The organism is Brevibacillus choshinensis (genome assembly GCF_016811915.1).
GTDB lineage: Bacteria > Bacillota > Bacilli > Brevibacillales > Brevibacillaceae > Brevibacillus > Brevibacillus choshinensis_A.
The window spans coordinates 6,092,217-6,118,477 of record NZ_CP069127.1; the positions used below are offsets into that span (position 1 = coordinate 6,092,217).

General features: G+C 51.5%; 20 protein-coding genes. 7 read left to right on the forward strand and 13 right to left on the reverse strand.

The genetic code is table 11. The features are described from left to right. Nucleotides 1-4: 4 nt before the first annotated feature. Nucleotides 5-1,834: an FTR1 family iron permease gene (locus tag JNE38_RS30125; protein ID WP_343071452.1), complete on the forward strand. Its 1,830-nt coding sequence runs from the start codon at nt 5-7 to the stop codon at nt 1,832-1,834. Between the two features lie 117 nt (nt 1,835-1,951). On the opposite strand, the gene JNE38_RS30130 is transcribed toward JNE38_RS30125, so the two are convergent. The 6 genes from JNE38_RS30130 to JNE38_RS30155 form a co-directional block, all read right to left on the reverse strand. Further along, complete coding sequence (locus JNE38_RS30130) at nt 1,952-3,073, reverse strand: response regulator (protein ID WP_203354683.1); 1,122 nt, start codon at nt 3,071-3,073, stop codon at nt 1,952-1,954. Between the two features lie 266 nt (nt 3,074-3,339). Beyond that, the gene (locus JNE38_RS30135) at nt 3,340-3,885 is read right to left on the reverse strand and encodes a phosphoribosyltransferase family protein (protein ID WP_203354684.1); all 546 of its coding nucleotides are present in this window, start codon (nt 3,883-3,885) and stop codon (nt 3,340-3,342) included. A gap of 11 nt (nt 3,886-3,896) precedes the next feature. After that, complete coding sequence (locus tag JNE38_RS30140; protein WP_203354685.1) at nt 3,897-4,958, reverse strand: solute carrier family 23 protein; 1,062 nt, start codon at nt 4,956-4,958, stop codon at nt 3,897-3,899. A 270-nt stretch (nt 4,959-5,228) separates the two neighbouring features. Continuing rightward, a complete protein-coding gene (locus JNE38_RS30145; RefSeq protein WP_203354686.1) occupies nt 5,229-7,112 on the reverse strand; it encodes an FtsX-like permease family protein in 1,884 nt (627 codons plus the stop codon). Nucleotides 7,113-7,124: 12 nt separating this feature from the next. Then, nucleotides 7,125-7,889, reverse strand: coding sequence for an ABC transporter ATP-binding protein (locus JNE38_RS30150; protein ID WP_203354687.1), 765 nt, complete (start codon nt 7,887-7,889; stop codon nt 7,125-7,127). Between the two features lie 200 nt (nt 7,890-8,089). Continuing rightward, nucleotides 8,090-8,746 carry a glycosyltransferase gene (locus JNE38_RS30155; RefSeq protein ID WP_238933518.1) on the reverse strand — a complete coding sequence of 219 codons (657 nt, stop codon included), beginning with the start codon at nt 8,744-8,746 and terminating at the stop codon, nt 8,090-8,092. Nucleotides 8,747-9,040: 294 nt separating this feature from the next. Between JNE38_RS30155 and gdhA the strand changes: the two genes are divergently transcribed. Beyond that, nucleotides 9,041-10,423, forward strand: a complete 1,383-nt coding sequence (gene gdhA, locus JNE38_RS30160) for an NADP-specific glutamate dehydrogenase (RefSeq protein WP_203354688.1) — start codon at nt 9,041-9,043, stop codon at nt 10,421-10,423. Between the two features lie 78 nt (nt 10,424-10,501). Here the strand turns inward: gdhA and JNE38_RS30165 are convergent, their stop codons facing one another. Together JNE38_RS30165 and JNE38_RS30170 are read right to left on the reverse strand one after the other, a co-directional pair. Continuing rightward, nucleotides 10,502-13,177 carry a YhgE/Pip domain-containing protein gene (locus JNE38_RS30165; RefSeq protein WP_203354689.1) on the reverse strand — a complete coding sequence of 892 codons (2,676 nt, stop codon included), beginning with the start codon at nt 13,175-13,177 and terminating at the stop codon, nt 10,502-10,504. A 178-nt stretch (nt 13,178-13,355) separates the two neighbouring features. Further along, complete coding sequence (locus JNE38_RS30170; protein WP_203354690.1) at nt 13,356-15,197, reverse strand: SgrR family transcriptional regulator; 1,842 nt, start codon at nt 15,195-15,197, stop codon at nt 13,356-13,358. A 119-nt stretch (nt 15,198-15,316) separates the two neighbouring features. Between JNE38_RS30170 and JNE38_RS30175 the strand changes: the two genes are divergently transcribed. Both JNE38_RS30175 and JNE38_RS30180 read left to right on the forward strand, forming a co-directional pair. Beyond that, nucleotides 15,317-16,576, forward strand: a complete 1,260-nt coding sequence (locus JNE38_RS30175; RefSeq protein ID WP_203354691.1) for an MDR family MFS transporter — start codon at nt 15,317-15,319, stop codon at nt 16,574-16,576. 25 nt (nt 16,577-16,601) lie between these two features. Then, nucleotides 16,602-17,387, forward strand: a complete 786-nt coding sequence (locus JNE38_RS30180; protein ID WP_203354692.1) for an isocitrate lyase/PEP mutase family protein — start codon at nt 16,602-16,604, stop codon at nt 17,385-17,387. A 71-nt stretch (nt 17,388-17,458) separates the two neighbouring features. Here JNE38_RS30180 and JNE38_RS30185 read toward each other — a convergent pair whose 3' ends face one another. Continuing rightward, nucleotides 17,459-18,046 carry an NAD(P)H-dependent oxidoreductase gene (locus JNE38_RS30185; protein WP_203354693.1) on the reverse strand — a complete coding sequence of 196 codons (588 nt, stop codon included), beginning with the start codon at nt 18,044-18,046 and terminating at the stop codon, nt 17,459-17,461. A 120-nt stretch (nt 18,047-18,166) separates the two neighbouring features. On the opposite strand from JNE38_RS30185, the gene JNE38_RS30190 reads away from it, so the two are divergent. Together JNE38_RS30190 and JNE38_RS30195 are read left to right on the forward strand one after the other, a co-directional pair. Further along, nucleotides 18,167-18,601, forward strand: a complete 435-nt coding sequence (locus JNE38_RS30190; RefSeq protein ID WP_203354694.1) for a MarR family winged helix-turn-helix transcriptional regulator — start codon at nt 18,167-18,169, stop codon at nt 18,599-18,601. 2 nt (nt 18,602-18,603) lie between these two features. Next, nucleotides 18,604-19,677, forward strand: coding sequence for an alpha/beta fold hydrolase (locus JNE38_RS30195; RefSeq protein ID WP_203354695.1), 1,074 nt, complete (start codon nt 18,604-18,606; stop codon nt 19,675-19,677). A 57-nt stretch (nt 19,678-19,734) separates the two neighbouring features. Here JNE38_RS30195 and JNE38_RS30200 read toward each other — a convergent pair whose 3' ends face one another. Then, nucleotides 19,735-20,478: an SDR family oxidoreductase gene (locus JNE38_RS30200; protein WP_203354696.1), complete on the reverse strand. Its 744-nt coding sequence runs from the start codon at nt 20,476-20,478 to the stop codon at nt 19,735-19,737. 199 nt (nt 20,479-20,677) lie between these two features. Next, entirely contained in the window at nt 20,678-21,265 is a 588-nt protein-coding gene (locus JNE38_RS30205; RefSeq protein ID WP_203354697.1) for a TetR/AcrR family transcriptional regulator, read from the reverse strand. 194 nt (nt 21,266-21,459) lie between these two features. On the opposite strand from JNE38_RS30205, the gene JNE38_RS30210 reads away from it, so the two are divergent. Further along, nucleotides 21,460-23,154: a hypothetical protein gene (locus JNE38_RS30210; protein ID WP_238933519.1), complete on the forward strand. Its 1,695-nt coding sequence runs from the start codon at nt 21,460-21,462 to the stop codon at nt 23,152-23,154. 63 nt (nt 23,155-23,217) lie between these two features. Here JNE38_RS30210 and JNE38_RS30215 read toward each other — a convergent pair whose 3' ends face one another. Further along, on the reverse strand, nt 23,218-23,967 hold the full coding sequence (locus JNE38_RS30215; protein WP_203354698.1) for a hypothetical protein: 750 nt from the start codon (nt 23,965-23,967) through the stop codon (nt 23,218-23,220). Nucleotides 23,968-23,985: 18 nt separating this feature from the next. After that, nucleotides 23,986-26,187, reverse strand: coding sequence for a DNA topoisomerase III (locus JNE38_RS30220; RefSeq protein ID WP_203354699.1), 2,202 nt, complete (start codon nt 26,185-26,187; stop codon nt 23,986-23,988). Between the last annotated feature and the right edge of the window lie 74 nt (nt 26,188-26,261).

Genomic DNA, 26,261 nt, shown 5'->3' on the forward strand with positions numbered 1-26,261 from the left:
CGGAGTGAACATCTTGAAACGCTATATGCTCATCATCTGCATGTCCTTGCTGCTGCTCGCCTCTGGCCTCCCTTCTGTACAGGCGGCTGCGCTGCAGGCAGACCAACTGAAGCAAATCATCGCGTTTTCCAGTGACGCCTTGATCAGCGCTGGGGACCAAAACTGGGCGGAAGCGAAAAAGGCCATTTCCGGCATGAAAGCTCTCTGGGAAACCAATGACGAGAGCACTGCAGACGCCCAGGCGCTAGCAGACGCCCAGGCGCTAGTAGACGCCCAGGCGCTGACAGCTGCCCTGGCGGAGGCACAGCAGGCCCTCGCTCAGGTCGATTCCGATCCAGCAACGGCGAAAGCGGCCATCTCCAAGCTGGCAAAAGCGGCAGATCGATATGTCACAGCCAAAGAAGACGCTGGCCAACCGAAGGAAAAAGCTCATAAACAAATTGCGGCCCTGTTGCCGCTTCTCCAAGATAGTATGAAAGCCGTATCAGCTGGAGACGGTCCAGCGGCAAAAAAGACGTACAACAGCTTTGTCACTGGCTGGTACAAAGCAGAAAACCTGGTCCGAGCCGAAAATGTCCAGGTGTACAGCGATATGGAAATCAAAATCAGCAGTGCGCGAATTGCGCTGAATACCGATCCGATTGATCCTGCAAAAGGCAAGGCGAAGCTGCAGGACTTGATTACCGTCGTAGAGGATTACCTCGCGGGTAAAGCGGCCACTAATGCCTCGACATCGGCTGCAGCAGGTGATAAGCCGTCCGTCTCTTCGCTTTTGGAATTGCTGGACTCCGTGGAAGCCGACATTCAAAGCAAGCAAGCGGACAGCGCATCAGGAAAAATGGACACTTTCATCTCTTCCTGGCCGCAGGTAGAAGGTGTGGTCATGACCAAATCGCCGGCTACCTACAGCAGCATCGAAACCAAGATGGTGTCCATCCCTACGCTGATCTTGTCCAGCCCGCCTAACTGGGAGAAGGCATCGTCCTTTATCGCGGAAATGAAAAGCGAGCTCCAGCCGTTTGTTGCATCTTCTTCCTACACGGCATGGGACGCCGGACTCATCATGTTCCGTGAAGGTCTGGAAGCCATCTTGATTATCGTGTCACTGTTGACGTTGCTCACCCGATCTGGCAATGAAGACAAGCGCAAATGGGTCTGGTCCGGAGCTTTCATTGGGATCTTGGGCTCTGCGCTGCTCGCCATTTTGCTCAGCGTTGTATTTTCCAATCTTTCTGCCGGCAGCTCTCGTGAAACGATCGAAGGCGTCACCGGAATCATTGCCGTTCTGTTCATGCTTACCATCGGTGCCTGGCTGCACAAAAAGTCCAATTTGCAGGCGTGGAACCGCTTTGTAGAAAAGACGATCGGCACCTCGCTGGCGAAGGGAACTCTGTGGTCGCTTAGCTTCACTGCTTTTCTGGCCATTATTCGCGAAGGGGCTGAGACAATCATCTTCTTTATGGGGATGGCTGCAACGATTCGCATGACCGACCTGATTATGGGAGTCTGCGGTGCACTGCTCGTGCTCGCGATCATCGCGTTTGCGATCATCAAGCTGAGCAATCGCATACCGATCCGCCCGTTCTTCCTGGTAGCGAGCTTGCTGCTCTATTACATGGCTTTCAAATTTATCGGCGCCAGCATTCATTCTTTCCAGGTCACCGGCAGCTTGGCAGCCCACAGCTCCGACTATCTGCTCTACGCGCCGCAGCTCGGCATCTATGCGACATGGGAGACGACGATTCCCCAGCTGGTTATCCTTGCCGTCGTTGCCTTCAACTTTGTGCGCCTTACGCGGAAACGGACGATCAAACCTCTCCCGCAAATCAACTAAAAAGCATAGCATGAAAAAAACCGCAGGTTGGCGCATCCCATGTGCCATTCCTGCGGTTTTTCGCGCTGCGATCTTGCCCCACAAAAAGCAGAGGGGAGTCCCTCTGCCTTTGTTCCATTATGAATTCTCTTTTAGATAGGCGGCCACCCATTTTCGCATGCCCTCCGGCGGTTCCACCCCCACTTCATTCCGGTAAGCGTGGGCGAACTTCTCATAGTGCTTTGCGACTTTTCCGCTTTGCTTGTTACGGGCATACATCTCCAGCAGGATTTGATTCATCTCTTCTTGCAACGGATACATGGATAAATACGAATCGACACGTTGCTCGGCTTTTTGCCACTCCCTTTGGAACAGGTCATGCTCAATCAGTTGTTGGACCAGCATCGTGTATTGCTTGGCGAACATTTCCTCCATCGGTGTTTTCCAAAAATAGTCCCTCTGATCCAGAAGCGGCCCTTTGTATTGGCTGTACAGATACTCCGCCTGCTCCACATCGAACGGCTCCCTCGTCTGGGGAAAGTTGTGCTGGAGGTATGCCCAAACGTCATAAGACTGGTCACGGGGCTCCAGGACATACCCTTCACTCGTTTTGTGGATGTCCACTCCGATCTTCTGTTCCTTTAGAATTTTCTTGAGTCGGTAGACAGTGGTATAAAGATTATGGGTAGCTCTCTCCTCATCCATCTCTCCCCACAAGAGATCGATCAGATTCCACTTGCTGACATGGCGCCCGGGATGACAGAGAAAGTACGCAAACAGCTCCTCCGCTTTCTTGGTTCGCCAACGAACCATGTTCCCTTCCTGGTTGCGCACTTCGAACCCGCCGAAGCATTGGATAGTGGCTTTGTTCTGGGGCTGGCCACCTGTCTTGATGTGTCCCAGCTGTTCCACCAGCTTTTTCGTCACCCGATCGATGGCCATGGGTGTCACAGGCTTTAGTATGTAGTGAAAGGCAAACAAATTGAATGCGTCTAAAGCGTAATCCTTGTAGGCTGTCGTAAACACAATCTTGGTTTGCGCCGAACATTCATTGATTTTCTGAGCGAGCTCCAGGCCGTTCATTTTCGGCATTTCGATATCCAAAAAAGCCACGTCTACCGAATGCTCCGGAAATTCAGCCAGCGCCTCCAAAGGATTTGTGAAGGCACCTACAATCGTGTAATGCGGGTCTTGGCCGATGACGTATTTCATCAGATCGAGAATGGGTTTCTCATCCTCGACAATCAAGGCGTTAAACAAACATTTTCCTCCTCTCCCTCTCTCTATTCGACGCCATCCGTTCAGCCTTTTTCCGTCAGTATAACAGAAGGAAACAACACTCTTGAGAGCATTGTACAAAAAATGCGGTTTGATTTGCGAGCAGTGCCTCGCTGGCAGTGAAAGCAGTGATGACCTCATACGCAGAAACATCACATTGAAGAACAAAAAACAGCCCAGGTGAACATTCTCACTGGGCTGTCTCATCGGGCGATCTTTTCACATGCACCGGACATTACTCTTTCATTTTACGCGTGAGGAAACAAAGGAAGCTTTTCCAAAAACAGAATGTCAGCACGCTCTGCCGCATCTCCTTCTGCGAGGATGGCCGCTCTGGCCACGACATTGCCGCCTGCCTGCACGACCAGCTCTTCGATGGCCTTCAGCGATTTGCCAGTGCTGATCACATCGTCGATAATGGCCACTCGCTTGCCTGCGATTTCCTTGGCATCCGCACCATCCAGGCACAAAACCTGCGTTTTTTGCGTCGTGATGGAGACGACTTCATTTACCAGGGGAGAATCCATGTACGGCTTGATACTCTTGCGTGCCACATAATACTTTTTCAACTTCAAAAGACGAGCCACTTCATAGACGAGAGGGATTCCTTTTGCTTCCGCGGTAATCAGCACGTCCACTTCAGGCAATTTTTCTACGAGCAAAGGCGCTGCGGCTTCCACCAGCTCGGCATCACCGAGTATGACGAAGCTGGCGATACTCAGATCGTCGGCGATCGGCATGATCGGAAGCTCACGAGTGACTCCGGCTACTTTGAGTGTGTATGTCTTCTCCATGTTCGTCCCTCCTACATTCCAAACAGACTTATCAAAGCTCTCATCAGCAAACCAGCCAGCATTCCAAAAAACGGGTCGGAAATTGCGGTAACGACCATCGTCATACCCCCTACAAGGCCGGAGGTAGCGTCGCCGCCAGTCAAAGCTGCAGTCGCATTACCCGGAACGGTTACGATAGCCCCCAGTACAAACAAGAAGCCGCTGATCGATTCGCTCGGAATGAAACGTCCGATTTTCGGCAGCAAACCCGCGAACAGGATGGCAGCCATCAGCACCATCATCAGCACGCCAGAAGCTACCGGGTGTGGAGCGCCTGCCGTAGCAGAAATGATTGCCTCTACAGGGGCGCCGCCGAATAGCGCCGAAACCATGTCAGCCACGCTGCTGATCACGCTCAGTGTATCGATGTTTACGTCCGATTTGGCAATTTCTCCGTTGATTTGCCCAAACGCAATATTCGCGCCGATGTTGAGGCATACCATCGCCATCGCACCGCGCAGGATCGCAGGTGAAAAGGTCAATTTCTGCAAGACGAGACGATCATTCGCTACGGGCTGAATCGGGCTTCCCTGCTTCAGAACATTAGAAACGGCGCTAGACAGGATAACCGAGATCGTTACCGTGTACACCAGGTCTTTCGTCAAGAAATACGTAAGCAGACCGGAAGCCATGGAACTGATCCCGACTGCCATATTGCCGCGTGCCATGTCCCACGATACGCGGGCCAGCATGATTCCCACACCAGCCATCATGCCGTTTGTAATGACCGGTCCGATAAAATCCACGATTTTCTCCAGAAAACCAAACAGACCGATGATGGTCATGATGATTCCCCCGACAAAAATCATGGAGAGCCTCTCTTTCATGCTTTTTCCTATCGTTCCTGCAAGGGTAATCGTCTCTGCTTGATAGGAAACGACCGCGACCGAACCTGTGACGGCATTTCCCGCTGCACCTACTAGAAACGCAAGCGCAGTCGGAACGGATGCAAAACCAAGGGATAAGGCCAGCAGACCTTGCGGCAGACCGTTCAAAACCACGCTCAGTGCAGCGATAATGTCCTTCCACTCCATCTTTCTCTCTCCTTTTCAAACAAATAAACATGTCAGATAAAATTACACAAATGATAAATTATCACAAAACACGATCTTTATCAATTAAATAATTAATTAATTTTCGTGTTTCGTTTAAACCAATTGATTATATCCCTATTATCGTTCGTAATATGAGGGTATACACGAACGTTCTATTCTAGCCAAAGTTTTATTTTCATTACAAATATACTCGTGATAAACAAAAAAAGCATGAGCAAGATCGTTTGATCTCACCCATGCTTTATGGCGTTAGGTTTCTTTCGGCAAAACAATTCCTCGATACAGCTGTACCGTAATCCAATAGTAGACTGCGTAAATTCCCACAAAAATCGAGGTCGGTACCCAAATGTTCGCGTACGGATCAAGCAGGATGACCGAGAACATCTCCATTCCCACAAGTACATGCAGCAGGCCCAGCAATGCAGGGAAAATGAATACGAGGAACAGCTCCTTGTAGATCGATCCTACCAGCCATGCTTTCCGTACTCCAATCTTGCGCAGCATCTTGTAGCGCTCGCGGTCCCTGCTCGCTCCCGAGAGGATTTTGAACATCAGGCAGCTTGCCATCATTGCCAAAAAGGCAATTCCCAGGAAGAAGCCCATGAACATCGTTCCGCTCGTAAAGGCATACAGATTTTCGTACATGCTGTATTTCGTAGATAGGACTTCGCCGTCGTTGCCGCTCGCGGAAGGTGCGATTCGCTCCAATTGGCGTTGGTCCATGGCTTTCAGCTCACTCTTGTACTTCTCGAAGTCATCGACCTTTGCTAAAAGCACCGTGTGCTCCTTGCCTTTGATGCCTGCATACGTAGGACCATCTGCAATGCGAATGCTTTTACCATCCAGCATCGCGTAGCTCGAGACAAATTCGTTGCGAATCGTTTTCTCCCATTCTTCGGGCACCTGCTCCATCACAGCGCTTCCTGATTTCTCCGAATGATCGTCCATGCCATACACGGAAGCCGGCAGCTGCGTCGATACCCGTTTGGGTTGGGCATCAGGATCGTAGGCTCCCATACTGTTCGAGGAGATCAGAGGCGGATGGGCGAGCAAATCGTCCTTTGCGTAATAGATTACGTCTCCATCCACTTTGTATCGATACGTGAGCTGTTCTTCTACGGTCATGCTTTTGATTGCCTCAAAATCTTCTGTCGTCGGGTCCTGAAGCGTGATGTCATAGACATGCGCGACGCCCGCAATCAAGGAGACGTTTTGCTGAAACGCCAATCCTCCTGCCATCGCTCCCACGCCCAGTGCAATCAGCATCGCGACGGTGGCCAGCACCTTGGTCAGGTTGTTCACGCGAAAACGGAGCTGGGCAAACGTAAAAGCATTCAATTTCTGGTCATTCAGTCTTTGATTCTTTTTCAATAGCTGCATGAACAAAGGCAGCAGCGAGATGAAAATCAGGTACGTCCCGATCGTCGTCGCTACAGCTCCAATGATAAACCCAAAGGCGACCAGCTCTCTCAGATGATAGAGGCAAACATATCCTACCGTTACCAGGACAATCCCCAGTAAGGCAACCAACACAGTTCCGACCCCTGCCGCTTTTACCCGGTCATGCTGCTCTTCCGCACGGATGAGATCCAGTTCGGTAGCGCGTGCCAAACGAATGGCATTGATCGTCGATGTCAGAATGAAAAGCACGAGAAAGAATCCGCTCGTCATGAGCAGGGCTGGCACATAGACGGGCTGGTATCCCTCTGCCGCAATGTCCAACTGATTCATCAGCATCTTGCCGATTCCACTGGCCAGTCCGATCCCTACGATATTTCCAACAAGGATGGACAGGATGCCCATTGTCAATGTTTCCAAGAACAGAATCTGGCTGATCTTACCCTTCTTCGCTCCCAATACCCTGTACATCCCCAGCTCTTTGCGCCGAAGGGAAAGCAGGAATGAGTTGGCGTAAAATATATAGAAGATCGTAATGAACGCTAGAAGAAATGCGCCCACATTAAACACCAGCTGAATGGAACTGATCAAGGAATTTTCTCGGGTATACTCGCTGTTCAGTGCGAGCGTCTGAAACATGTAGAAAATGGAGATGGAGATGACCAGACCCACGAGCAGGATCAGGTAGTCCTTCATCATTTTCCGCATGCTGGATAACGATAGCTTCAGCAACATCCTATTGCCCTCCTAGTCTAGGTCATGTGACGCACCAAGCTCGGCGAGCACGTCCAGAATTTGTTTGAAAAAGGTTTGGCGATCTTCGGTGCGATGGATTTCTTTGTACAGTCTGCCGTCCTGAATAAACAAAATGCGCTTGCAGTAGCTCGCACTGAACGCATCGTGCGTGACCATCAAAATCGAGACGTTCTGGTTTTGATTCAAATCGCTCATCGTCTCCAAGAGGCTCTTTGCATTTTTAGAATCCAGTGCGCCGGTCGGCTCATCTGCCAGCAAAATAGCCGGCTCATGGACCAATGCCCGTGCTGCGGCCGCTCTTTGCTTCTGTCCGCCGGATACTTGGACCGGGTATTTTTGCAGAAGATCAGCGATTCCTACCGTCTCGGCCACTTTTTTCACCTTTTGCCCGATCACTTGGGATGACACCCCTTGCAGCGACAATGGCAATGCGATGTTTTCGTACAAGGACAAGTTCTCCAGCAAATTGAAGTCCTGAAAAATGAACCCGAGCCGCTGCGAACGGAAATCGGCGAGCTGGTTCTGTTTCATCTTGGTGATGTTGGTCCCGGCGATGTGAATCAAACCGCCACTTGGACGATCGAGCGTAGAAATGACGTTCAAAAGCGTCGTTTTGCCCGATCCGGAAGGGCCCATAATGCCGACGAACTCCCCCTCCTCGATGTTCAACGAAACTCCCTTTAATGCATGGGATTGGCTCTCGCCCTTTGTCCCGTATATTTTTTGTACGTCCTTGACTTCAAGTACAGTTTGCATATGGTGTTCCTCCTTCTCCCTATTCCATAAGCTCCGCTCTTCTTTTTTCTTTCAACGCCTCTTACTGTACTCATTTTCCAGTGAGGGAGCCATTGATCTACCTAACAGTTTGCTTACGTTTTTGTAAGAAAGCTTTTACCGAACACATCGTGAAAGAAAAAAAGACATGGAGATAGCTCCATGTCCCATGCCACATCGCATTATGAAAATTGATCAGGAAATTGCTTCATAATCCCTTCTGATAGCGTGTCCGCTATGATCAATCCGTTATCTTCGCCCTGATCAAAAGCCACGATATCCGCATTCCCATTCTTGTTCAGCCTTGCTTCCACCACATCTGTCATCTGTTTAAGCTGGGTATGGAGCAAATCTCTCAATTCATTCAGGGTCCAGTTCATATTGATACTGCTGAGTAGATTGGCAATGTCATCCGCGTTTTGATACCAGTCTGTGTACAGACTTTTCAATTCTACCTGCTGCTGGTTTTTGGCTGCTGCCACGATTTTTTCTGCGATGAAAATATGCTGCCTTAACATCTCTGTCAGCTGATTGCCCACTGTATCTCCGTAATATGGCTTAAAGACGTTTCCGATGTCCTCCTGATTTTTCAACAGCTTTGCCATCACCTGAGCCTGATCCTCCAGCCCAGCCGTGGCACTGACGACGTAGCTGCGGGTCCATAGGATTTGATCCGTCCAGAGCTTTCTCATCTCTTCCCTCAGCTTTACGGCAGCCGTGCTGATTCCTTCTACCCGCTCGGCACTCTCCACTGTCTCTTGTCCTTTCGTAACAGTTGCAGGATGGAACAGCGCCATGCCTAGCAGGAACGCAATAGTCCCGAACAGCGGTTTCCTCAAAAGACTTCTCCTCCGTCACGCAAATTTCTGGAAAGGCACCACTTTATTGTCGGCAAACTCCGCTATTTCATTCCTCTCTTTTCCTGCAAAAAAAAGACACCTAACAGAAGGGTGCCCTGCCGATCGAGCCCTCAACTTGATTGATCTCATTTCGGCATCAATTTTATCCAATATTCATATTGTTTCGATTGATTTTCAATTATACAATACACCAAAGCAAACCAAACGACGTGAAGCACCCAAGAAAAATAGAGAGAGCAAAAGAAAAAATCAAGTGGGAAGAAGATGAGAGAGATGGCTGCTTTACAAGAAGTGCAGCAAAATGACTTGCAGATTGCACAAGCTTACGTTCATGAAGTGTACGAGACGATTCAAGCGCGCAACCCTGGGGAGCATGAGTTTCATCAAGCTGTCAAAGAAATTTTCGAGTCTCTGGTACCCGTATTTGCAAAGCATCCGAAATACATGACCAACGGCATTCTGGAGCGCATCAGTGAACCGGAGAGAATCATTACGTTCCGCGTACCTTGGGTCGATGATCACGGAAAAGTACGAGTAAATCGCGGGTTTCGCGTACAGTTCAGCAGCGCCATCGGTCCATACAAAGGTGGCATCCGCTTCCACCCTTCCGTCAATGCCAGCATCATCAAGTTTCTCGGCTTTGAACAAATCTTCAAGAATGCCCTGACCGGTCAACCCATCGGTGGTGGAAAAGGCGGATCGGACTTCGATCCAAAAGGGAAATCGGACGGAGAAATCATGCGGTTCACTCAGAGCTTCATGACAGAGCTGTGCAAATACATCGGACCGGACACGGATGTCCCCGCTGGCGATATCGGAGTCGGTGCACGAGAAATCGGATACATGTTCGGTCAGTACAAGCGCATTCGCGGTGGCTACGAAGCTGGTGTCCTCACCGGAAAAGGCGTCGGCTACGGCGGGAGCTTGGCACGTACGGAAGCGACTGGATACGGAGTCGTCTATTTTGTTGAGGAAATGCTGAAAGGCACGGGAGAAAGCCTAAAGGGCCGCACTGTCGTTGTATCGGGTTCTGGCAACGTCTCCATCTACGCCATGGAAAAAGCTCTCCACATGGGGGCGAGCGTGGTCGCCTGCAGCGATTCCAACGGCTACATTTACGACAAGAACGGCATTCATTTGGAAACCGTGAAGCGACTGAAAGAAGTAGAACGGGCCAGAATCAGTGATTATGTAAAGCTGCATCCACATGCGGAATACAGGGAAGGCTGCCGCGGCATCTGGACGATTCCCTGTGATATTGCGCTGCCGTGCGCTACCCAGAATGAGATCGACGCAGCGTCTGCGAGCATCCTCGTGGAGAATGGCGTCAAAGCAATCGGAGAAGGCGCAAACATGCCATCCACTTTGGAAGCCATCGAAGCATTCCAGAAAAATGGCGTCCTGTTTGGTCCTGCAAAAGCAGCAAATGCTGGCGGGGTCTCTGTCTCCGCTCTGGAAATGGCCCAAAACAGCATGCGGCTTGCTTGGTCCTTTGAAGAAGTCGATGCCAAGCTGCAGGAAATCATGGCGAGGATCTACCAAAACAGCATGAAAGCTGCCGAGGAATATGGTCACCCAGGCAATCTCGTCGTCGGTGCCAACATCGCCGGATTCATCAAAGTGGCAGATGCAATGCTTGTGCAAGGTGTGGTCTAACCCTTTCTCTGGCAATAAGACAAGGACAGCTCATGATTGGGCTGTCCTTGCTTGATTACGTTCCTTTTTCCCCTTGTCTTACGCGATAATTTTCGTCTTCTTCGCATTCTCCGTGGATTTCTTGATGAGACCGCTGAGCGGACGCTTCAGGACGAGGGCTATGAATAGACTGAGCCCGATAAATCCGAGCAAGCAGAGAACATCGCGAATCACTGTCGTCCAGAGAATTCCGCCCACGCCTTCGCGCAGCAGGCTAATCGCATAGGTAAACGGCATGAATGGATTCAACGCCTGGAAGAAAGCCGGCGTCATGCTGATTGGGAATGTGCCTCCCGAGCTGGAAAACTGAAATACCATGAAGATGATTGCGAGTCCCTTGCCCACGTTGCCGAAAACTGACAGCAGCGTGTACGTGATGGTGACAAATACGGCACTGACCAGCATCGCGAAAAGGACAAACGGCAATTTGTCGGCCACGTAGGCACCGAGGAGGTAGATGTCACCAAGCGTGATGAACAGTGCCTGGAACATCCCGATAGTCAAGAATGTAGCCAGTCTCCCCAGGTACAGCTGATACGGCTTGAATCTCCCCTCCGGATTTTCCGCTTCTGCCTTCAGCAAGGAAATCAGCAGCGTCGCCCCCACCCATAGCGACAGCACCCCGTAAAACGGGGACATAGCCGAGCCGTAATTGGGAATCGGATACTTGCGGTTCTCCTCGATCTGGACAGGGCTTGCCAAAAACTCGCTCTCTTTTTGAATATCTCCCCGCAGCAGCTTGGCGAGGGCCGCAAATTGATTGTTCGATTCAAATTCCCTCAGTTTGTCTGCCGCCTCACGAACGGCGTGCTCCAATTGCGGCAGGTCGTTTCGTACCAAGCCAGCTACTTTATGTACACCTGACTCGAGCTGCGGAAGCTGATGCTGGACGAAATCAGACAGCCTGACGAGCTCTTTTTCTGCCGCAGGCAAGTCGTTGGTTATGAACGCTGCCGCCGCATCGAGCTTCTTCCCGATCTCCGGGAGGCTGCTTTTCAGGAGCGGAGCTGTGGCAGTGATCGCTTTGTCAAACGCGTCTACCTTGGCCCCGAGACCTTGCGCAAGCTCATGCAGCTTGGCTCGAATCTGCGGCAATTGCTCCTGGATGCGGATCAGCTCGGCTTGACCAAATTCCAGACCGGCCTTGGCATCCTCCAATATGGCTGCGATATCCGGCAGCTTGCCTTTGGCCGCCTGCAAGCGGTCTGCTGCCGAGCCAGACAGCGATGTCAGTGCATCGATGCCAGCCGCAATACGCGGAACGATTTCCGTGTCGTACCGATCCAAGAGTGAGCCCAGTGCGGTGCTGGTCTCTACCGCGTGCTGACGCAAGCCCTCGATCGTTTCTTTCAGCGGAGCTTTTCCTTCCTCCAGTGCCCTTGCCACTATTCCCAGCAGCTCGATTTGCCGGTTCATCCTGTCTTCGAGTGCGTGCAGTCTGTCTACCTGGCCTTGCAGCGGTTTTCCCGGGATGTACTCGTTGATCCGGTCGAGCAACGAAGCGGTATGCTCCAGCACACGGACCACAGTGGCCAGTCTCCCTTGCACCGCCTTGACCTCATCCGCAGTCGGCCAGCGATCCGGATTGGTTTCCAGCAGCCGGTCTGCCAGCAGAGCAACTGTGTCAGCGGCTTGCTGTGCCAGCGCCAGGTTTTGCTTCACCAACGGTGCGATCGTATCCAGCGCACCGTTACTTTCGGTCAAAAATTCGTTCAGCCGATCGGCTAGAGCAGCTCCTTTGTCTGCTATCTCTGCCACTCGCGGCAGAGCTTCCTGCGCTGCCGTCACGACCTCGATCGCCTTGTTGGTCTTGTCCAGCGCCAGATTGATGGTATCCTCTACCTGGTTGAAGTGTTGATCCAGCTCCTGAACACGGTCTGCTGCCTGGCGAATTTGCGGGAGCTTATCCTGGATGGCCAGGATCCGATTGATCGCATCGCTGATTGCCGGCCAATTTTGCTGGACCTTGAGCAGATACTGCGCTGCCTGATTGATTTCCGGTATCTTTTGTTCCAGCGCAGGGATAATCTGCGCCTTTTCATGAATCTCCGGCAGCTTCTTTTCCAGCTCCAAAACTTTTTGCCCCGCCGCCTGGATCTGGGGAAGGTTTCGCTCGAGCTCAAAAATGCCGTTTTCGATCTTGCGGATCGTCGGCAGCTGAGCTTCGATCTCGATGCCGATTTCCTTCAGCTTTTTGAGCAAGGCTTCACTCACGGCTCCCGTGAAATTTTCGTTGATTTCCTTGGCGATCGCAGACACTCCTGAGGAAGTGATCTTAGGCGCCACCGCATTTACCTTTTCATTCACGGTATAGATGACGGTGGGACGATCCAGCCTCCCCTCGACAATCCCCGTGATTTTCGAGGAAAAGTCGGGCGGGATGAGAATACTGGCATAGTATGCTCCCTCGTCCACGCCTCTTCGGGCCTCATCCTCATCGACAAAGGTCCACCCCAGCTTTTGGTTATGGTGCAGGTTGTTCAACAGCTCCTCCCCAATATTGATGTGCTGCCCCGCCACTGTCGCTCCGGTATCCTGACTGGTGACGGCCACTTTGACACCTTGTGTATTTGCATACGGGTCCCATACCGATTTGATATTGACCCAATCGTACAGGCAGGGGAGCAAGGCAATCGCCACAATGAGAAAAACGCCCGTCGGCACTTTAAAAAGGTTGAGCCAATCCGTTTTATAAATCTGCCAAATTGCACGCATAGAGGTACCACCTAGTAGTAGATTGAGTAATCCTGATTCTTCCAAAAAGATTACCATACTTGCATGAGGACGAGAACCTTGTAGTAGTATGCGTTAGAAAAACTTGGTTTATCGCCGCTTCATGAGCAGCACAAAAAAAGCGGCCTGCTTGGATAGCGGCCACTTTGGCGTTGTCTTTTTACGAGCGGGCTGTCTGGGGGTGGAACCAGATTTTATCGAAATCGAGCCAACCTGAGGTGTTGATCGAGACCCCGCGCACCGACTGATGAAAGGACGTATTGCTTTTTTTATAGACGAGGTACAGGATCGAATGGGTTTGCTTCATCAACTCTTCCAGTTCATCCAGCATCTCCTGGCGGCGCAGTCCCTCTTCTTCGCGGAAAATCTCTTCCGTCAGCTGGCGGACCTGCTGCGTCGTCTGAGGATCAAAGGCGGCGAGGAAGTAATTCTTTTGCAAATACATCTCCAGCTCGCAAATCTCGTCTCCGGTAAAAACATTTCCAAACAACCGGCAATCGTAACGAGCCCAATCCTCGTAGTCCATCAGTTCTTCCACACATCTGACGTCCATCACGACCTCGATGCCGAATGACTCCAAACGGTCGCGAATCCAAAGGGCATCTTCTACGTGATACGGATTCGAGGCCACCCGGAACACTTCCCCGCGATAGCCGCTCTCCTCCAGCAATGCCAGAATCTGCGCACGACTAAGCGCCTCTTCCTCTTTCTCGGCCCTGCCCGTATACGCATGATGCGGACGAAATCCGAGAGCGGGAACGACGAGATCTCCTCCCAAATCATCAATCATTTGCTTCCGATCGATCATGTGGTGCAGCGCCCGTCTAAACGCAGGGTGATTCTGCGGCCCGACCTTCCACTGGTTAAAGACAAGCAGTGTGCAGCAGGCAAACAGCATTTCGGTGTCGATCCACTCACAGCTTTGGCTGAGACGCTCCCCCCATTCGCCATGGGATGGATCTCCATACGAAGTGAAAACAGATGTCCAGTCCGGTTCCTTCAATCGGCCTGGCTCCATATCAGGAAGGATGAGGATCTCTACGCGATCGAGCTGCGGCCGCCCGCGAAAGTGCCCTGGGAAAGCCTCCAGCACGCAAATCCCATCCTGCATCCGCGTCACTTGAAACGGACCCGTGCCGACGGGATTCCGGGAAAAATCGGCTTCCCCTTTTCGCAGCACGACATCCTCCGGAAGAATACTCGCAGGAACAGTCGATAGAAAACGCAAAAACAAGGAATTCGCCTGCTTCAGCTGAAAGTGCACGGTTTTATGATCGAGAGCCACGACCTGCTCGATGTCCCGAAACATCCAGCTGGATTCAAACCGCTCCGGACGCAAACGGACGCGGTCGATGGAAAAAACGACATCGTGGGCAGTAAGCTCCCTGCCGTGATGGAACAAGATGCTCTTTTTCAAATGAAACGTCCATGATCGGCCATCTTCACTGGTCTCCCAGAAATGCGCGATGCTTGGCTGAATCGTGCGCCGATCGGGATCATACTCGACCAATGTATTGAACAGCTGTCCGCCGATATGGGCATCGAAGGTGTAATAAGATAGCGCTGGATCCAATGTCACGATGTTGCGGTAGACAGGAAAACGCAACGTGTCCTCCAGTCTGTCGGAAACCATCTGGGTCGAGAAGCCCATTCCATCGGAGAGCCAATCCATCAAGCGATTCTTGGCAGAGCTGCTGCCAAACCGGTTCATCAGCTCCATCGCTTCATTGACCTCTCCTCTCTCCATCTTGAGCTTTCCTTCCTGTACCAGAATTTCTTCCGCATCGGCTTGGATGGTCAGGAGAGAAGTATGTCCACGTCCGCGACCGGCTTGCCATTCAATCCAGCCCAGCTCGCTCAGCTTGCGAATGATCATCTTCGTGTATCGCGGCGTGCAATGCCAAATGCCTGTGAGCTTTTCCACTGTCACAGGAAATGCAACATGATCCTCCTGGTCACGAAAAAACGAACGGAGCTCCAAAAAATGAAGAACGGTCAGCATACAGTACCTCATTTCCTCCTAGAAAAGGTGAACAGACTCAACCAAATCATACCCTTTTTCTCTGTTCCTAGATAGATATACTGGGGGTAAAGAGACGATTCCAGAAGGGGAGAACCAAAATGAACAGCTTTGCACAAAAGCTCCGCGCGATGACTGATTTCCATCCAGTCGCTTGGGGTGTCATTATCGGAACCTTCCTGTCACGTACAGGTTTTTTTATGACCATCCCGTTTTTAGGGATTTACTTGGGGAAGGGAAAGGGCATCGATCCCGCTACCGTTGGCGCCATCCTAGCGGCGAGCTTTTTGGTCGGGACCCTCTGCAGCTTTGTGGGCGGAGCGCTATCCGATCGCTTGGGACGCTATCCGGTGATGATTGCCGCCATGACTGCCTGGAGCGCAACTTTGCTGGGCTTTGCCTTCGCCGATGAGGTCTGGCAATTCTTCCTGATGAGTTCCTTGAACGGGCTGTGCCGGAGCATCTTCGAACCAACCGCACGTGCCCTCCTGGCTGATGTGACGGCTCCCGAGCGCCGCACGGATGCCTTTCATGCCCGTTACTTTGCCATCAATATCGGTGGCGCGATCGGTCCGTTGGTGGGCCTGAAGCTGGGGGCTGGCAGCACATCCTCGCTGCTGCCCTTTTACATCAGTGCCGCAATCTTTGCCATCTATGCCATCGTCCTGGTCATTTTCATGCTCTCCTTCAAGCATACGCTGCAGGAAAAATCGTCCGGAACCCCGATGAATCAAATGATCCGCATTGTTTTCTCGGATAAAGTATTTCTCTATTTCCTCATTGGCAACGTCTTCCTGGCTGGCGCCTACTCGCATCTGGACACGACCCTGTCGCAGTTCATCGGTCATGATCGGGTGGAGGCCTACTCGTTTCTGTTCATCATCAACACGCTTTCCGTTCTCGTCCTGCAATATCCGTTGGCAAAGCTGATGAAGCGTTTTTCCTCCCTGACCGCGCTAAAGGCTGGCTGCTTGCTGTTCGGGCTGGGACTGTTCGGATTCGGACTCTTTGATAATCTGGCGCTGCTCGCCTTGTCGATGGTCGTCTTTACAGCAGGTGAGATCTTGAGCTTCGTCATCGGAGACGTGCTGATCGGGGAAATCGCCCCCAGCCATTTGAGAGGAGCTTACTACGGCGCAAGCGGATTCGCCTTTATCGGCCAGAGTGCATGCGCTTGGTTCGGGGGGATTTTGCTGAACGTACTGGGCTTCGGGCAGGGGCCGCTCATCTTCGCGATCCTTATGCTTTTGACCTTTATCGCTTATCCTTTTTTCCACCGCGGGCAGCAGCTGTGGGAAAGGCGCCTCGGACATTCTGGTACTGACCAAATGTGCCATGGCATGGAGCTGACCAAAAGCTAAATCCATTCAAAAAGGAGTTTTGTCCATGACAGCCATTTCGCAATTTCTAGCTCTGCATCAAGCAGATGATCTGTTATTCTTGGGCAATGCCTGGGACGTCCCCTCCGCACGCGCCCTGGAAAAAGGCGGTTTCAAAGCCATCGGCACCACCAGCTGGGGGATCGCCCATTCTTTGGGCTATACGGATGGAGAAAAGATTGATTTCGACCTGCATCTGGCCGTCATCAAAAGGATCGTAGAGCAAGTGAGCATCCCTGTCTCCGCTGACCTGGAATCAGGATACGCTGCAGATGCGCCGACGATCATTGAAAACGTCTTGCGCACAGCGGACGTCGGGGTCGCAGGAATCAACCTCGAAGATTCGCTCAAGAGGAGCACAGGCCTGCGGGATATGATCCTGCATGGCGACCTGCTTTATCAAATCAGAACAGCGCTCGATCACAACGGATTTTCCGATTTCTATATCAACGCACGGATCGATACGTATTTCCAAAAGGAGGATCCGCTGGCGGAAACCATCGAGCGGGCAAAGGTGTACGTAGAGAGCGGCGCGAGCGGGATCTTTGTTCCTGGAGTAAAGGAGGAAACAGACATCCGAGCGATCAGCGCCCAAGTAACAGCACCGCTCAATGTCCTGTCGCTGCCAGGGCTAACAGACGGCAAGCTGCTCAGAGAGTGGGGCGTAAAGCGACTGAGCTTTGGCAACTTCCTGTATGACAAGATGGTTGCATTTCTGGAGAACAGCGCCTTTCAGTTGTACCAGACTACAGACACCGCTTCGTTGTTTCAGCCAGAGCCTGCGCGGTTCTGAATCACGGAAAAGAGCTTCCCTGCCATTCGCTCGGGGAGGCTTTTCCTTTTTCCCATCACCGTTGCTCTCCTTTAGTGAGCGATTTCCTTAAAATATCGATAGACCCTCTCCAACTTCGCCTGATGCCGTCCCTTGGGGCTCTCCATATTGCCAAACTCAAAGAACTTCACTTTCTTCATCCCCACGAATTGAAACAATGCTCGTTTCATCAATACTTTGTGGGCGTTATTCAGCCAAAACAGCGGATAATGCGTCGGCCCCTTCATGGTGGATATGCACACGACCGACCTCCCCGTGAGAAGTCCCTCTGGAAACAGCCCTTTTTTATCTCTGTACGCAAACTCCGATGCAAACATCTGATCCATGTATCCGAGAAGCATGGCTGGCGGACGCCCCCACCAGATCGGGTACACAAGAACGATTTTATCTGCCCACGTAATCTGGTTCCGATATTTCTCCAGCCGGGGATCGCTGTGCATATCCCTTCTGCGCTTCTGTTCATTGAAAACGAGGACAGGATCAAACCTCTCTTCGTAGAGATCAAGCACCTGCACTTCCTGGATCAGCGGGTTTTCCTCGCTCCCTTGTAAGACCTTCTGCAGAAACGAAAAGCTAAGACTCTGATGATTCGGATGTGTATAGATCACAAGCAGTTTCATCTCGGCACCCCATTAGTTATCATTTGATAACAAAAAGGTAGCACGGTCGGAATAAAGTTGTCAAATGATAATTGTTAAATGATAACCAGTTTGCTATCGTAACGATAAGAGGTGATCCCTATGGACCAAACAGCCCTTTTTCAAAAATTCGTGGCCTTCACCACAGCCGTCCATCAAGTGAAGCACGAGATGACCAAGGATCTGAAACCCGATGACATTACCCCTGTCCAATACAGCATTCTGGAATATGTAGCTGTCCAGCAGCCCGTCACCCTCAGCGATATTAGCGACTGCCAGCATATGTCCATGCCCAATACGAGCCGTGAAATCCGAAAGCTGACGGAAAAAGGCCTTCTCGAAAAATCAGCCGTCGCCGAAGATCAGCGCAAGCAATCGATACGCCTGACCCAAGAAGGCCAAGCCATGATGGACGAAGCCTTTTCGCGAATTGAGGAGCGTTTCCGCAAGCGAATCCTAGGGGCTAGCGAAGAGGATCTGAAAATGATTGAGCAGGCTTTGGACGTGCTGCAGTCCAAAGTGTTTCATACCCAGTAGCGATGGCCTCTCTCAAAAACAAGCGCTCGTTGATTTTGCTCAGTATCCTGGCTTTCCTTTTGCTCCTGTTCCTTTTTCCTTCGTGGACTCCTGAAATCAGAGACGAAAAAGGAAATGCTCTGCCGAACAGTGTGGCTTCCTTGGAGGAAATCACACTCGGCGGAATCAAGCAGTCGATTTTGATTCGGGGTATGGATCGAAACAACCCAGTCGTACTCTTCCTGCATGGCGGACCCGGCTATCCGCAAATCGCCTATGCCCGGAAATACCAGCAAGAACTCGAAAAAGATTTCGTCGTCGTGAACTGGGATCAACGAGGTTCCGGGAAGTCGTATCACTGGAACATGACCGATGAGGATTTGAAGGTCGAGAAACTCGTCGAGGATACGGCTGAACTCACCAAATATTTGCAGGAGAAATTCAACCAACCAAAAATCTTTATCGTCGGACATTCATGGGGTAGCCTCCTGGCAACATGGACGGTTCAAAAATATCCCGACCTTTTCTATGCTTATATCGGCGTCGGACAGGTAGCAAATTCTCCGCTGGGGGAACAAGTATCGTATCAATTTGCTCGGGAAGAAGCCCAAAAGCAACACAATGAGCCAGCAATCAAAGAGCTGGACTCCATCGGCCCTCCTCCCTATAAAAATCCCCGTAAGGATGCCACCTTGGAACGAAAATGGGTCACTGCTTTCGGAGGATCGGAGAGAAAGACCCATACCTATCAAGATCTGATAATGGGTGTCTTGTTCGCGCCTGAGTATACTCGGCTCGATGGGGTTCGTCTTGCCTTTGGGGACTCCTATTCCAGAAACGCGATTCTACCGCAAACCCAACATACGAACTTGTTTGAAACCGTTCCCGTTTGGAGCGTCCCCGTCTATCTCATTATGGGGCGGTATGATTACATGACTCCCTCCGCAGTAGCCTACAGCTATTACGAAAAGGTGGTCGCACCCGAAAAACATTTCATCTGGTTTGAAGAATCCGCACACTTTCCCCATTTTGAAGAAGAGAAAAAATTTCATGAAGTCATGCTGGGAATCAAGAAACATATTCTCCCCGGCAGCTAATATCGAGGAAATAACAGCAAAGGGAACTGCACAGGCAGCTCCCTTTCTTTTTTCTTCTTAAATAAATCCGCCGTTGACGCGAAGAGTCTGCCCTGTCACCCACTGGGACTCGGGACCCGCCAGGAACAGGACGACCTGCGAGATGTCATTCGGCTCAGCGATTCTTCCCATAGCATTCATGCTTCCGACCCTCTTGGCTTCCTCTTCCGTTTTCTCAGCCGTAAAGAGCTCTGTGTTCACAGGTCCCGGGGCAACCGCATTGATCGTGATTCCTCTTGGGCCGAGCTCCTTGGCCAACTGACGGGTGATCTGCTCGACCGCTCCCTTGGTCGCAGCATACACGCTGTACGCCGGTAACATATTCCCCGCTACGGATGTGGAGAAATTGATGATGCGCCCATTCTCCTTCATATGCAGCGCTGCTTGCTGGCAGGCAAAAAACGTTCCTTTGACGTTAATGGCAAACTGCCTGTCGAATTCCTCCTCAGTCACTTCAGCGATGAGCCTCGTGCTCATGACTCCGGCATTGTTGACCAAAATATCTACCTGACCATAGGCATCGAGCGTCTTTTGAAACAAGCTCTCCACTTCTGCCACTTTGCTGATATCTGCCCCGATGGCGATGGCTTCTCCGCCAACCTGCTTGATTTCAGCCACGACTTCCTCTGCTTTGCCCGGACTGCTTGAGTAGTTCACGACCACCTTCGCGCCATGCTGAGCCAGCTCTACTGCCATTTGTCGACCGATTCCCCGCGAAGCTCCTGTCACGATTGCTACTTTACCCGCCAGCTTTTTTTCCATGGATGATCCCGCCTATCTGTTTATTTGGAGAGCTTTTTATGTGAATGTACGTCTGTTTGATTGCCTGTTGCTCGGTTTTGATTATAGTCGTTTTCCAAAACAAATGTCAAATGACAATTTTGTATTTTTGTCATTTGACCCCATGCAACATAAAAATACCTTTCCGATTCGCTGCAATCAGAAAGGTTTCGGTCTTGTATTAAGTGATGCCTCTCAGGAGCAACTCCCATACGGCCCGGAAGTCTTCCTCTTCTCCCTCCGACAGCCACTGTTTGGCATGTGCGGGATGATGGAATCGGGAGGTGGCGAGGAAAATGGCTCTTGCGATGACCTCTGGTTGTCCTGGCTTAAATTCTTTGGCCAGTATCCCTTGCTCCACGATAGCGGCGATCTGCTGAATCAGATGATTGACGTGTGCCGTGACAATTTCTACCGAATCCTGAGTTTCGGCAGCGTACATGGCAAACATCTCTGCGTCCTTCATGAAATAATCCCTTTTGGACTTTCTCAGAGTCGACAGCCATAGGTACAGTCGCTCTGCCGCACTCCCTTTTTCGTCGTGGACGATCTCCGCTAACGGAGCCGAGATGCAGCCTACCAGCCATCTCTCGGTTACGGCCTCTCGCAATGCGGCCTTGCTTGGATAGTGCCGATACACCGTTCCGTGGCTGACCTGCAGTACCTTGGCGATATCGACCACCGAGGTCTTATCCGGTCCAAAACGCCTGAGCACCTGTTCTGCCGCGTCCAAGATCATTTCCTTTGTTAATGGCAAATCATTACTCATAAGAACGTCTATCCTCCTTCATCTCCCTCCCATCATACCTCAATTCAGCCAAAGAGAAAAATCAAAGGTTGAAAATTGTCAGTTGCACTTCATTCGCTGTCGAACCAAATCACCTCTTGTCTAACTCTTCCAATTTCAGCTATATTTTGAATATACATACTACTTTAAAACTATGACATTGGTAGGAGATTCATATGACGATTACAATGAAAATCCGATCTGCGACCCCACTGGAGACAGAAAGGCGCATTACCAAAGCCTCTCCCAACGAATACTCACATGAAGATTGGTATGAAACCACCCTTGCTTCCACCGACGCGCTCGAGATTCACATCAACAATCTGACGCACCCTGACTCCTGCATTGAAGTCTACGACAGGTTCGGCACCAGGCTGGAGCACGCTTGCTTTACCCCTGATGCCCCTATCATCCTGCCCTTCTTCCCTGAGAAGGAAGGTCTCTACTTTATCCGCGTCCTGGTGGGACCGGACCCAGATCCCCACCACATCTACCAGCTGTTCGTGGACAAGTACACTCCTCTCTCGGGCACGATCGAAGGCTCCTGCAGGCTTACAGCGGAAAAAGGACCTTATCTGCTCGGACCGAAAGACTTGATCATCCCTGCCGGCTGCAGCATCACGGCAGAAGCGGGAGCAACCATCAACGTTCGGGGATCAAACAAGATCCTGGTTCAAGATGCCGGCGCCCTTTACCTCATGGGAGAGTCGGATAACCACATCACGATTATCGGAGCAATCGGCGACCCTTCCAGACATACGTGGAATCAGCTCGTTATCTCCCCTCAGGCGATGACTGAAAACCGGCATGTGGTCATCCAGTACGATAATGACGAGAATGGCGTCGACTTCCTAACGTTTCCTGCCCCGTTTGCTGCTACAGCATCGACCTTCGAAGAGTTTACCGCCACCATCGAAGAAGCTTCCCACTACAAGCGGGCTGGAATGATCCCGCCAGCTGCTCGCCTGGACTACATCAAGTCCTGGTTTAAGCAAGCCAGCCCTTACCACTTCAGCTTCCTCGAAGAACTCATCCCCTTTGAACTTTACTTCGGGAACGATGTCACCTCTTTTGCCGATTGGGAAATGGACAGCCTCCGCGTCAGCAGCGAACGCTACCTAGCCGGACACATCAACTATTGGGATTTCGTCAATGGCAACTTCACGAGTGATCTGGTGGAGGCAGCACAGCTTTTCGCCAACAAGCAAAGCAGCTCCGAGCCGCGCATACAACGCATGATCGATTTTCTCACCATCGGCCAAAACTGGCGCCAAACCCACGGCTACTTCAAGTGGTACGATCTGATCAATCCGTTCAACAAGAATGGCGAAGAATTCGAAAAGACGTTTGAACAAATGGCCCCGATCTTCTGGTTGGCCCACAATACGTCCATTATTTATTGGGATAAAAAGGCGCGAGAGTTAGGGCTTTGGGAAAAAGAAAATGCGCTGGAACAGCAGTTTATCAACTCCGTGATCATCCGCGTACATTTTGCAGCAGATTTGCCCTTCACCATCCCCGGTTATGGAAACAACATCCCACCCGTTGGCTTCGTCAGTCTCTCCATCAACCACGGCCCTCTGTGCTATCCCAAGCAATACCCGATTCCTGAACCCGAGCACGAAGTGAACTACGGCACCTTGTCCATCGCCAGCTACCTGAAGTTTTTCTTTGACACGCTGTTTTCGCGCAAAACCAACTCCATCTACACCTGGTGGATTCCGACTCAAGCAGACCAACAGCTCTATCAGCTGCTGGGTGAGAAAGGGATTTCCGTCGATTCTCCTCCCGAAGACTGGGATCGCGAGTTCATCCAGCCCTCGCAAAAAACATTGGAGGAAATCCAGCAGTTTTACCTGACGATCTCCTGACAGCATAAAAAAGACCCGAGAGCCTGTTTTGCAAAACATCAACGGCATTCGGGTCTTCTGTTTTTAGCGGTTTTGCGCAAAGTAGTCCTGAATCGTCGCTTTCATTCCTGCCAGGTTGGCAGCAAACTGCTTGTGTCGATGCCTGTTCGCCCCTGAGGGATGGGGAAATCCCCAAAGGCACCTTTGTTTTTCCAGCTTGCCTTCTTGCTCCAATACCTGAAGAACGCTCTCCACACCCTTTCCCAGTGGAATCAAAAGCGCCCGCTCCCATATGGGCAGCTCTTCCTGCATGAAGCCCATCGCAGCATCCGCGAGAGATGGGGTGGTCAGCAGTCCCGGATCGTTCCCATTGTAATTTTGTCCGTTCACAAATACCGGAAAACGCAGCAAAGAGGTCGTATGAAGCAAATCGCGATGCTCTTGAAACAATTCCTGGCAGGAGGAAATCCCCAAATGCCTGTGCAGCTCGAGCGTATCCAGAAAGTCGATCAGATTGGCTCTCATGCTTCCCACAAAGCTGGCAGCATGCTTGGCATTTCGGCATACTTCCTCGTCTGAAAGTCCTGCTTCAAGACTTCGTTTAGCCGCTTGCATCGCGATCCTCATTTGATTCCAGCCTGGCGTAATCCCTAGGATAATCACCTTCGCCGACGGGAGAGCGTACTCGTTGTGAGGCGCATAGTACGTCTCCAGCCTGCCGTCACGCGCCATGAGAAAATCATCGATGAGCAAGTCTGCTTTCGTGAGTGTCGCATCGGTTGGGAGCGACAAGATGGCATGTTTGTATCGTTCGAGATGGGTAGAGATGAGCATGGGAGGGGCGATTCACTCCTACTCGTCGAATTTGAACTTGGAGAGTGCATCCGCCAAAGCTGAGTTGATCCCCTCGGACGCATCCTTATCCTGTCCCTTCAAATACTTGGCGACCTCTTTTTTGGAGACCTTGCTGCCCTTTTCCTTCTCTCTGCGTTCCTGGAACGTAGACAGCTTTTCCCGATGTCCGCATACGCATGCAAAGGTCTGCTTTTCTCCTTCGCCGCGCAGTTCCAGCCTTTTGTGACATTGCGGGCATCTGGCGTTCGTCTGCTTGGAAATGCCTTTCCGATAGCCGCACTCCCGATCTTGGCAGACCAGCATCTTGCCGCGTTTGCCGTTTACCTCCAGCAAAAACTTGTTGCACTCCGGGCATCTGGTTCGGGTCAGGTTGTCGTGGCGGAAGGTCTGCTCGCTGTTTTTAATCTGTTGGACGACCGTTTTCGCGTAGTTTTTCATTTCGCCGATAAACGCCTGCTTGCTGAGGCTCCCTTTGGCGATCGCCCCGAGCTTCGTCTCCCACTGGGCGGTCAGCGTCGGCGACTGCATCTCATCCGGTACGAGCTCCAGCAGCTGCTTTCCTTTTGCTGTCACGTAGATGTGCTTTCCTCGCTTTTCAAACAGGAAGCTGTTGAACAGTTTCTCGATTACATCGGCACGGGTCGCCACTGTCCCGAGCCCGCCCGTCTCTCCGATGGTTTTGATCAGCTCTTTGCTTTCACCCGCCATATATTTCGCCGGGTTTTCCATCGCGCTCAGCAGTGCCGCTTCGGTAAAAGGCTCCGGTGGCTTGGTCTCCCCCTTGGTTTGGGATACGTTGCCTATGCGCAGGCGATCGCCCTTTGAAATCGAAGGCAAGAGCTGTTCTGCTACGCCATCCTTGGCCTCCTCGTCCTCCACATCGTGGTCGTAAACCTCTTTCCAGCCTTTCGCGAGGACGGTTTTCCCTCTGGCGATGAACAGCTCCTGACCTATTTTCGCCTGAATGGTGGTTTGTTCATATTCAAAAGCCGGGAACAGCACGGCGAGGAAGCGTTTCACCACGAGATCAAAAATCTTTCGCTCCTTGTCGCTGAGGTCGGTCAAAAGCACGGATTGCTCGGTCGGAATAATCGCATGGTGATCTGACACCTTGCTGTCATCGACGAAGGCTTTGTTTCCTTTGATCGGCGCACGCAGAAGCTTTGCGGCAAATGGAGCGTACGGCTTCATCTGCACGGCTTTGACTCGATCCGGCAGCGTCTCCACGATGTCAGAAGAAAGGTAGCGGGAATCGGTCCGCGGGTAGGTGACCACCTTGTGATGTTCATAAAGCCCCTGCATGATGGAAAGCGTTTCTTTTGCGGAAAAGCCAAACAGCTTGTTGGCATCACGCTGCAGCTCCGTCAGATCGTACAGCTGCGGAGCAAAGCTCTTCTTGTGCGCCTTGGTCACCTCGATGACTTCGGCCGCGGTCTCTCTTTTCAGCGATGCCAGCAGCTGATCGGCTTTTTCCTGGGAAAAGGTCCGGATCTCCTTTGTACGCTGATCCTGCCATTGGAGCTGGATGTGCCCCTCGACCACTGCGGTTAATCCGTAGAAAGGCCGTGGCGTAAACTGACGAATCTCCTCCTCCCGCTTCGCAACGATCGCGAGCGTCGGCGTCTGTACGCGACCGCAGGACAGCTGGGCATTGTATTTGCAGGTCAGGGCACGCGTGGCATTGATCCCTACCAGCCAGTCTGCCTCTGCACGGGCAGCAGCGGAGGCAAACAGATTTTCATACGCCTTGCCGTCCTTTAGATTACGGAAGCCGTCCCGTATCGCTTTGTCCGTGACGGAGGAAATCCAGAGACGCTTGATCGGCTTGTTTACGTGCGCCATCTCAATAATCCACCGGGCGACCAGCTCTCCCTCACGTCCAGCATCTGTGGCAATCACGATATCCTTTACATCATTTCGCTTCATTTGCTGTTTCACGTTCTGAAACTGCTTGTTGCTCTCCCTGATGACCACCAGCTTCAACGGAGACGGCATGATCGGCAAATCCTCGATTTTCCACGAGCTGAATTGCTGTCCGTAACCTTCAGGATCAGCAAGGGTCACCAGATGCCCCAAGGCCCACGTCACGATATATGTATCTCCTTCGAAATATCCGTTTCCTTTTTTCTGGCACTGCAAGACACGCGCGATGTCTCTTCCCACAGAAGGCTTTTCGGCCAGTACAAGTGTTTTACTCATGCATGACATCCTTTCGAACCAACTAACTTTCCATAGTTCCATTCTAAACAAAAAAGGAGGGAAGGGGGTAATCA

Excerpts from the sequence above, each read along its gene's own strand:
- JNE38_RS30170 (WP_203354690.1), bottom strand. The coding sequence starts at position 15,197 with ATGCTGACCGTTCTTCATTTTTTGGAGCTCCGTTCGTTTTTTCGTGAC.
- JNE38_RS30150 (WP_203354687.1), bottom strand. The coding sequence starts at position 7,889 with ATGCAAACTGTACTTGAAGTCAAGGACGTACAAAAAATATACGGGACA.
- JNE38_RS30140 (WP_203354685.1), bottom strand. The coding sequence starts at position 4,958 with ATGGAGTGGAAGGACATTATCGCTGCACTGAGCGTGGTTTTGAACGGT.
- JNE38_RS30180 (WP_203354692.1), top strand. The coding sequence starts at position 16,602 with ATGACAGCCATTTCGCAATTTCTAGCTCTGCATCAAGCAGATGATCTG.
- JNE38_RS30165 (WP_203354689.1), bottom strand. The coding sequence starts at position 13,177 with ATGCGTGCAATTTGGCAGATTTATAAAACGGATTGGCTCAACCTTTTT.
- JNE38_RS30195 (WP_203354695.1), top strand. The coding sequence starts at position 18,604 with ATGGCCTCTCTCAAAAACAAGCGCTCGTTGATTTTGCTCAGTATCCTG.
- JNE38_RS30185 (WP_203354693.1), bottom strand. The coding sequence starts at position 18,046 with ATGAAACTGCTTGTGATCTATACACATCCGAATCATCAGAGTCTTAGC.
- JNE38_RS30200 (WP_203354696.1), bottom strand. The coding sequence starts at position 20,478 with ATGGAAAAAAAGCTGGCGGGTAAAGTAGCAATCGTGACAGGAGCTTCG.
- JNE38_RS30145 (WP_203354686.1), bottom strand. The coding sequence starts at position 7,112 with ATGTTGCTGAAGCTATCGTTATCCAGCATGCGGAAAATGATGAAGGAC.
- JNE38_RS30220 (WP_203354699.1), bottom strand. The coding sequence starts at position 26,187 with ATGAGTAAAACACTTGTACTGGCCGAAAAGCCTTCTGTGGGAAGAGAC.
- JNE38_RS30135 (WP_203354684.1), bottom strand. The coding sequence starts at position 3,885 with ATGGAGAAGACATACACACTCAAAGTAGCCGGAGTCACTCGTGAGCTT.
- JNE38_RS30210 (WP_238933519.1), top strand. The coding sequence starts at position 21,460 with ATGACGATTACAATGAAAATCCGATCTGCGACCCCACTGGAGACAGAA.
- JNE38_RS30215 (WP_203354698.1), bottom strand. The coding sequence starts at position 23,967 with ATGCTCATCTCTACCCATCTCGAACGATACAAACATGCCATCTTGTCG.
- JNE38_RS30190 (WP_203354694.1), top strand. The coding sequence starts at position 18,167 with ATGGACCAAACAGCCCTTTTTCAAAAATTCGTGGCCTTCACCACAGCC.
- gdhA (WP_203354688.1), top strand. The coding sequence starts at position 9,041 with ATGGCTGCTTTACAAGAAGTGCAGCAAAATGACTTGCAGATTGCACAA.
- JNE38_RS30205 (WP_203354697.1), bottom strand. The coding sequence starts at position 21,265 with ATGAGTAATGATTTGCCATTAACAAAGGAAATGATCTTGGACGCGGCA.
- JNE38_RS30175 (WP_203354691.1), top strand. The coding sequence starts at position 15,317 with ATGAACAGCTTTGCACAAAAGCTCCGCGCGATGACTGATTTCCATCCA.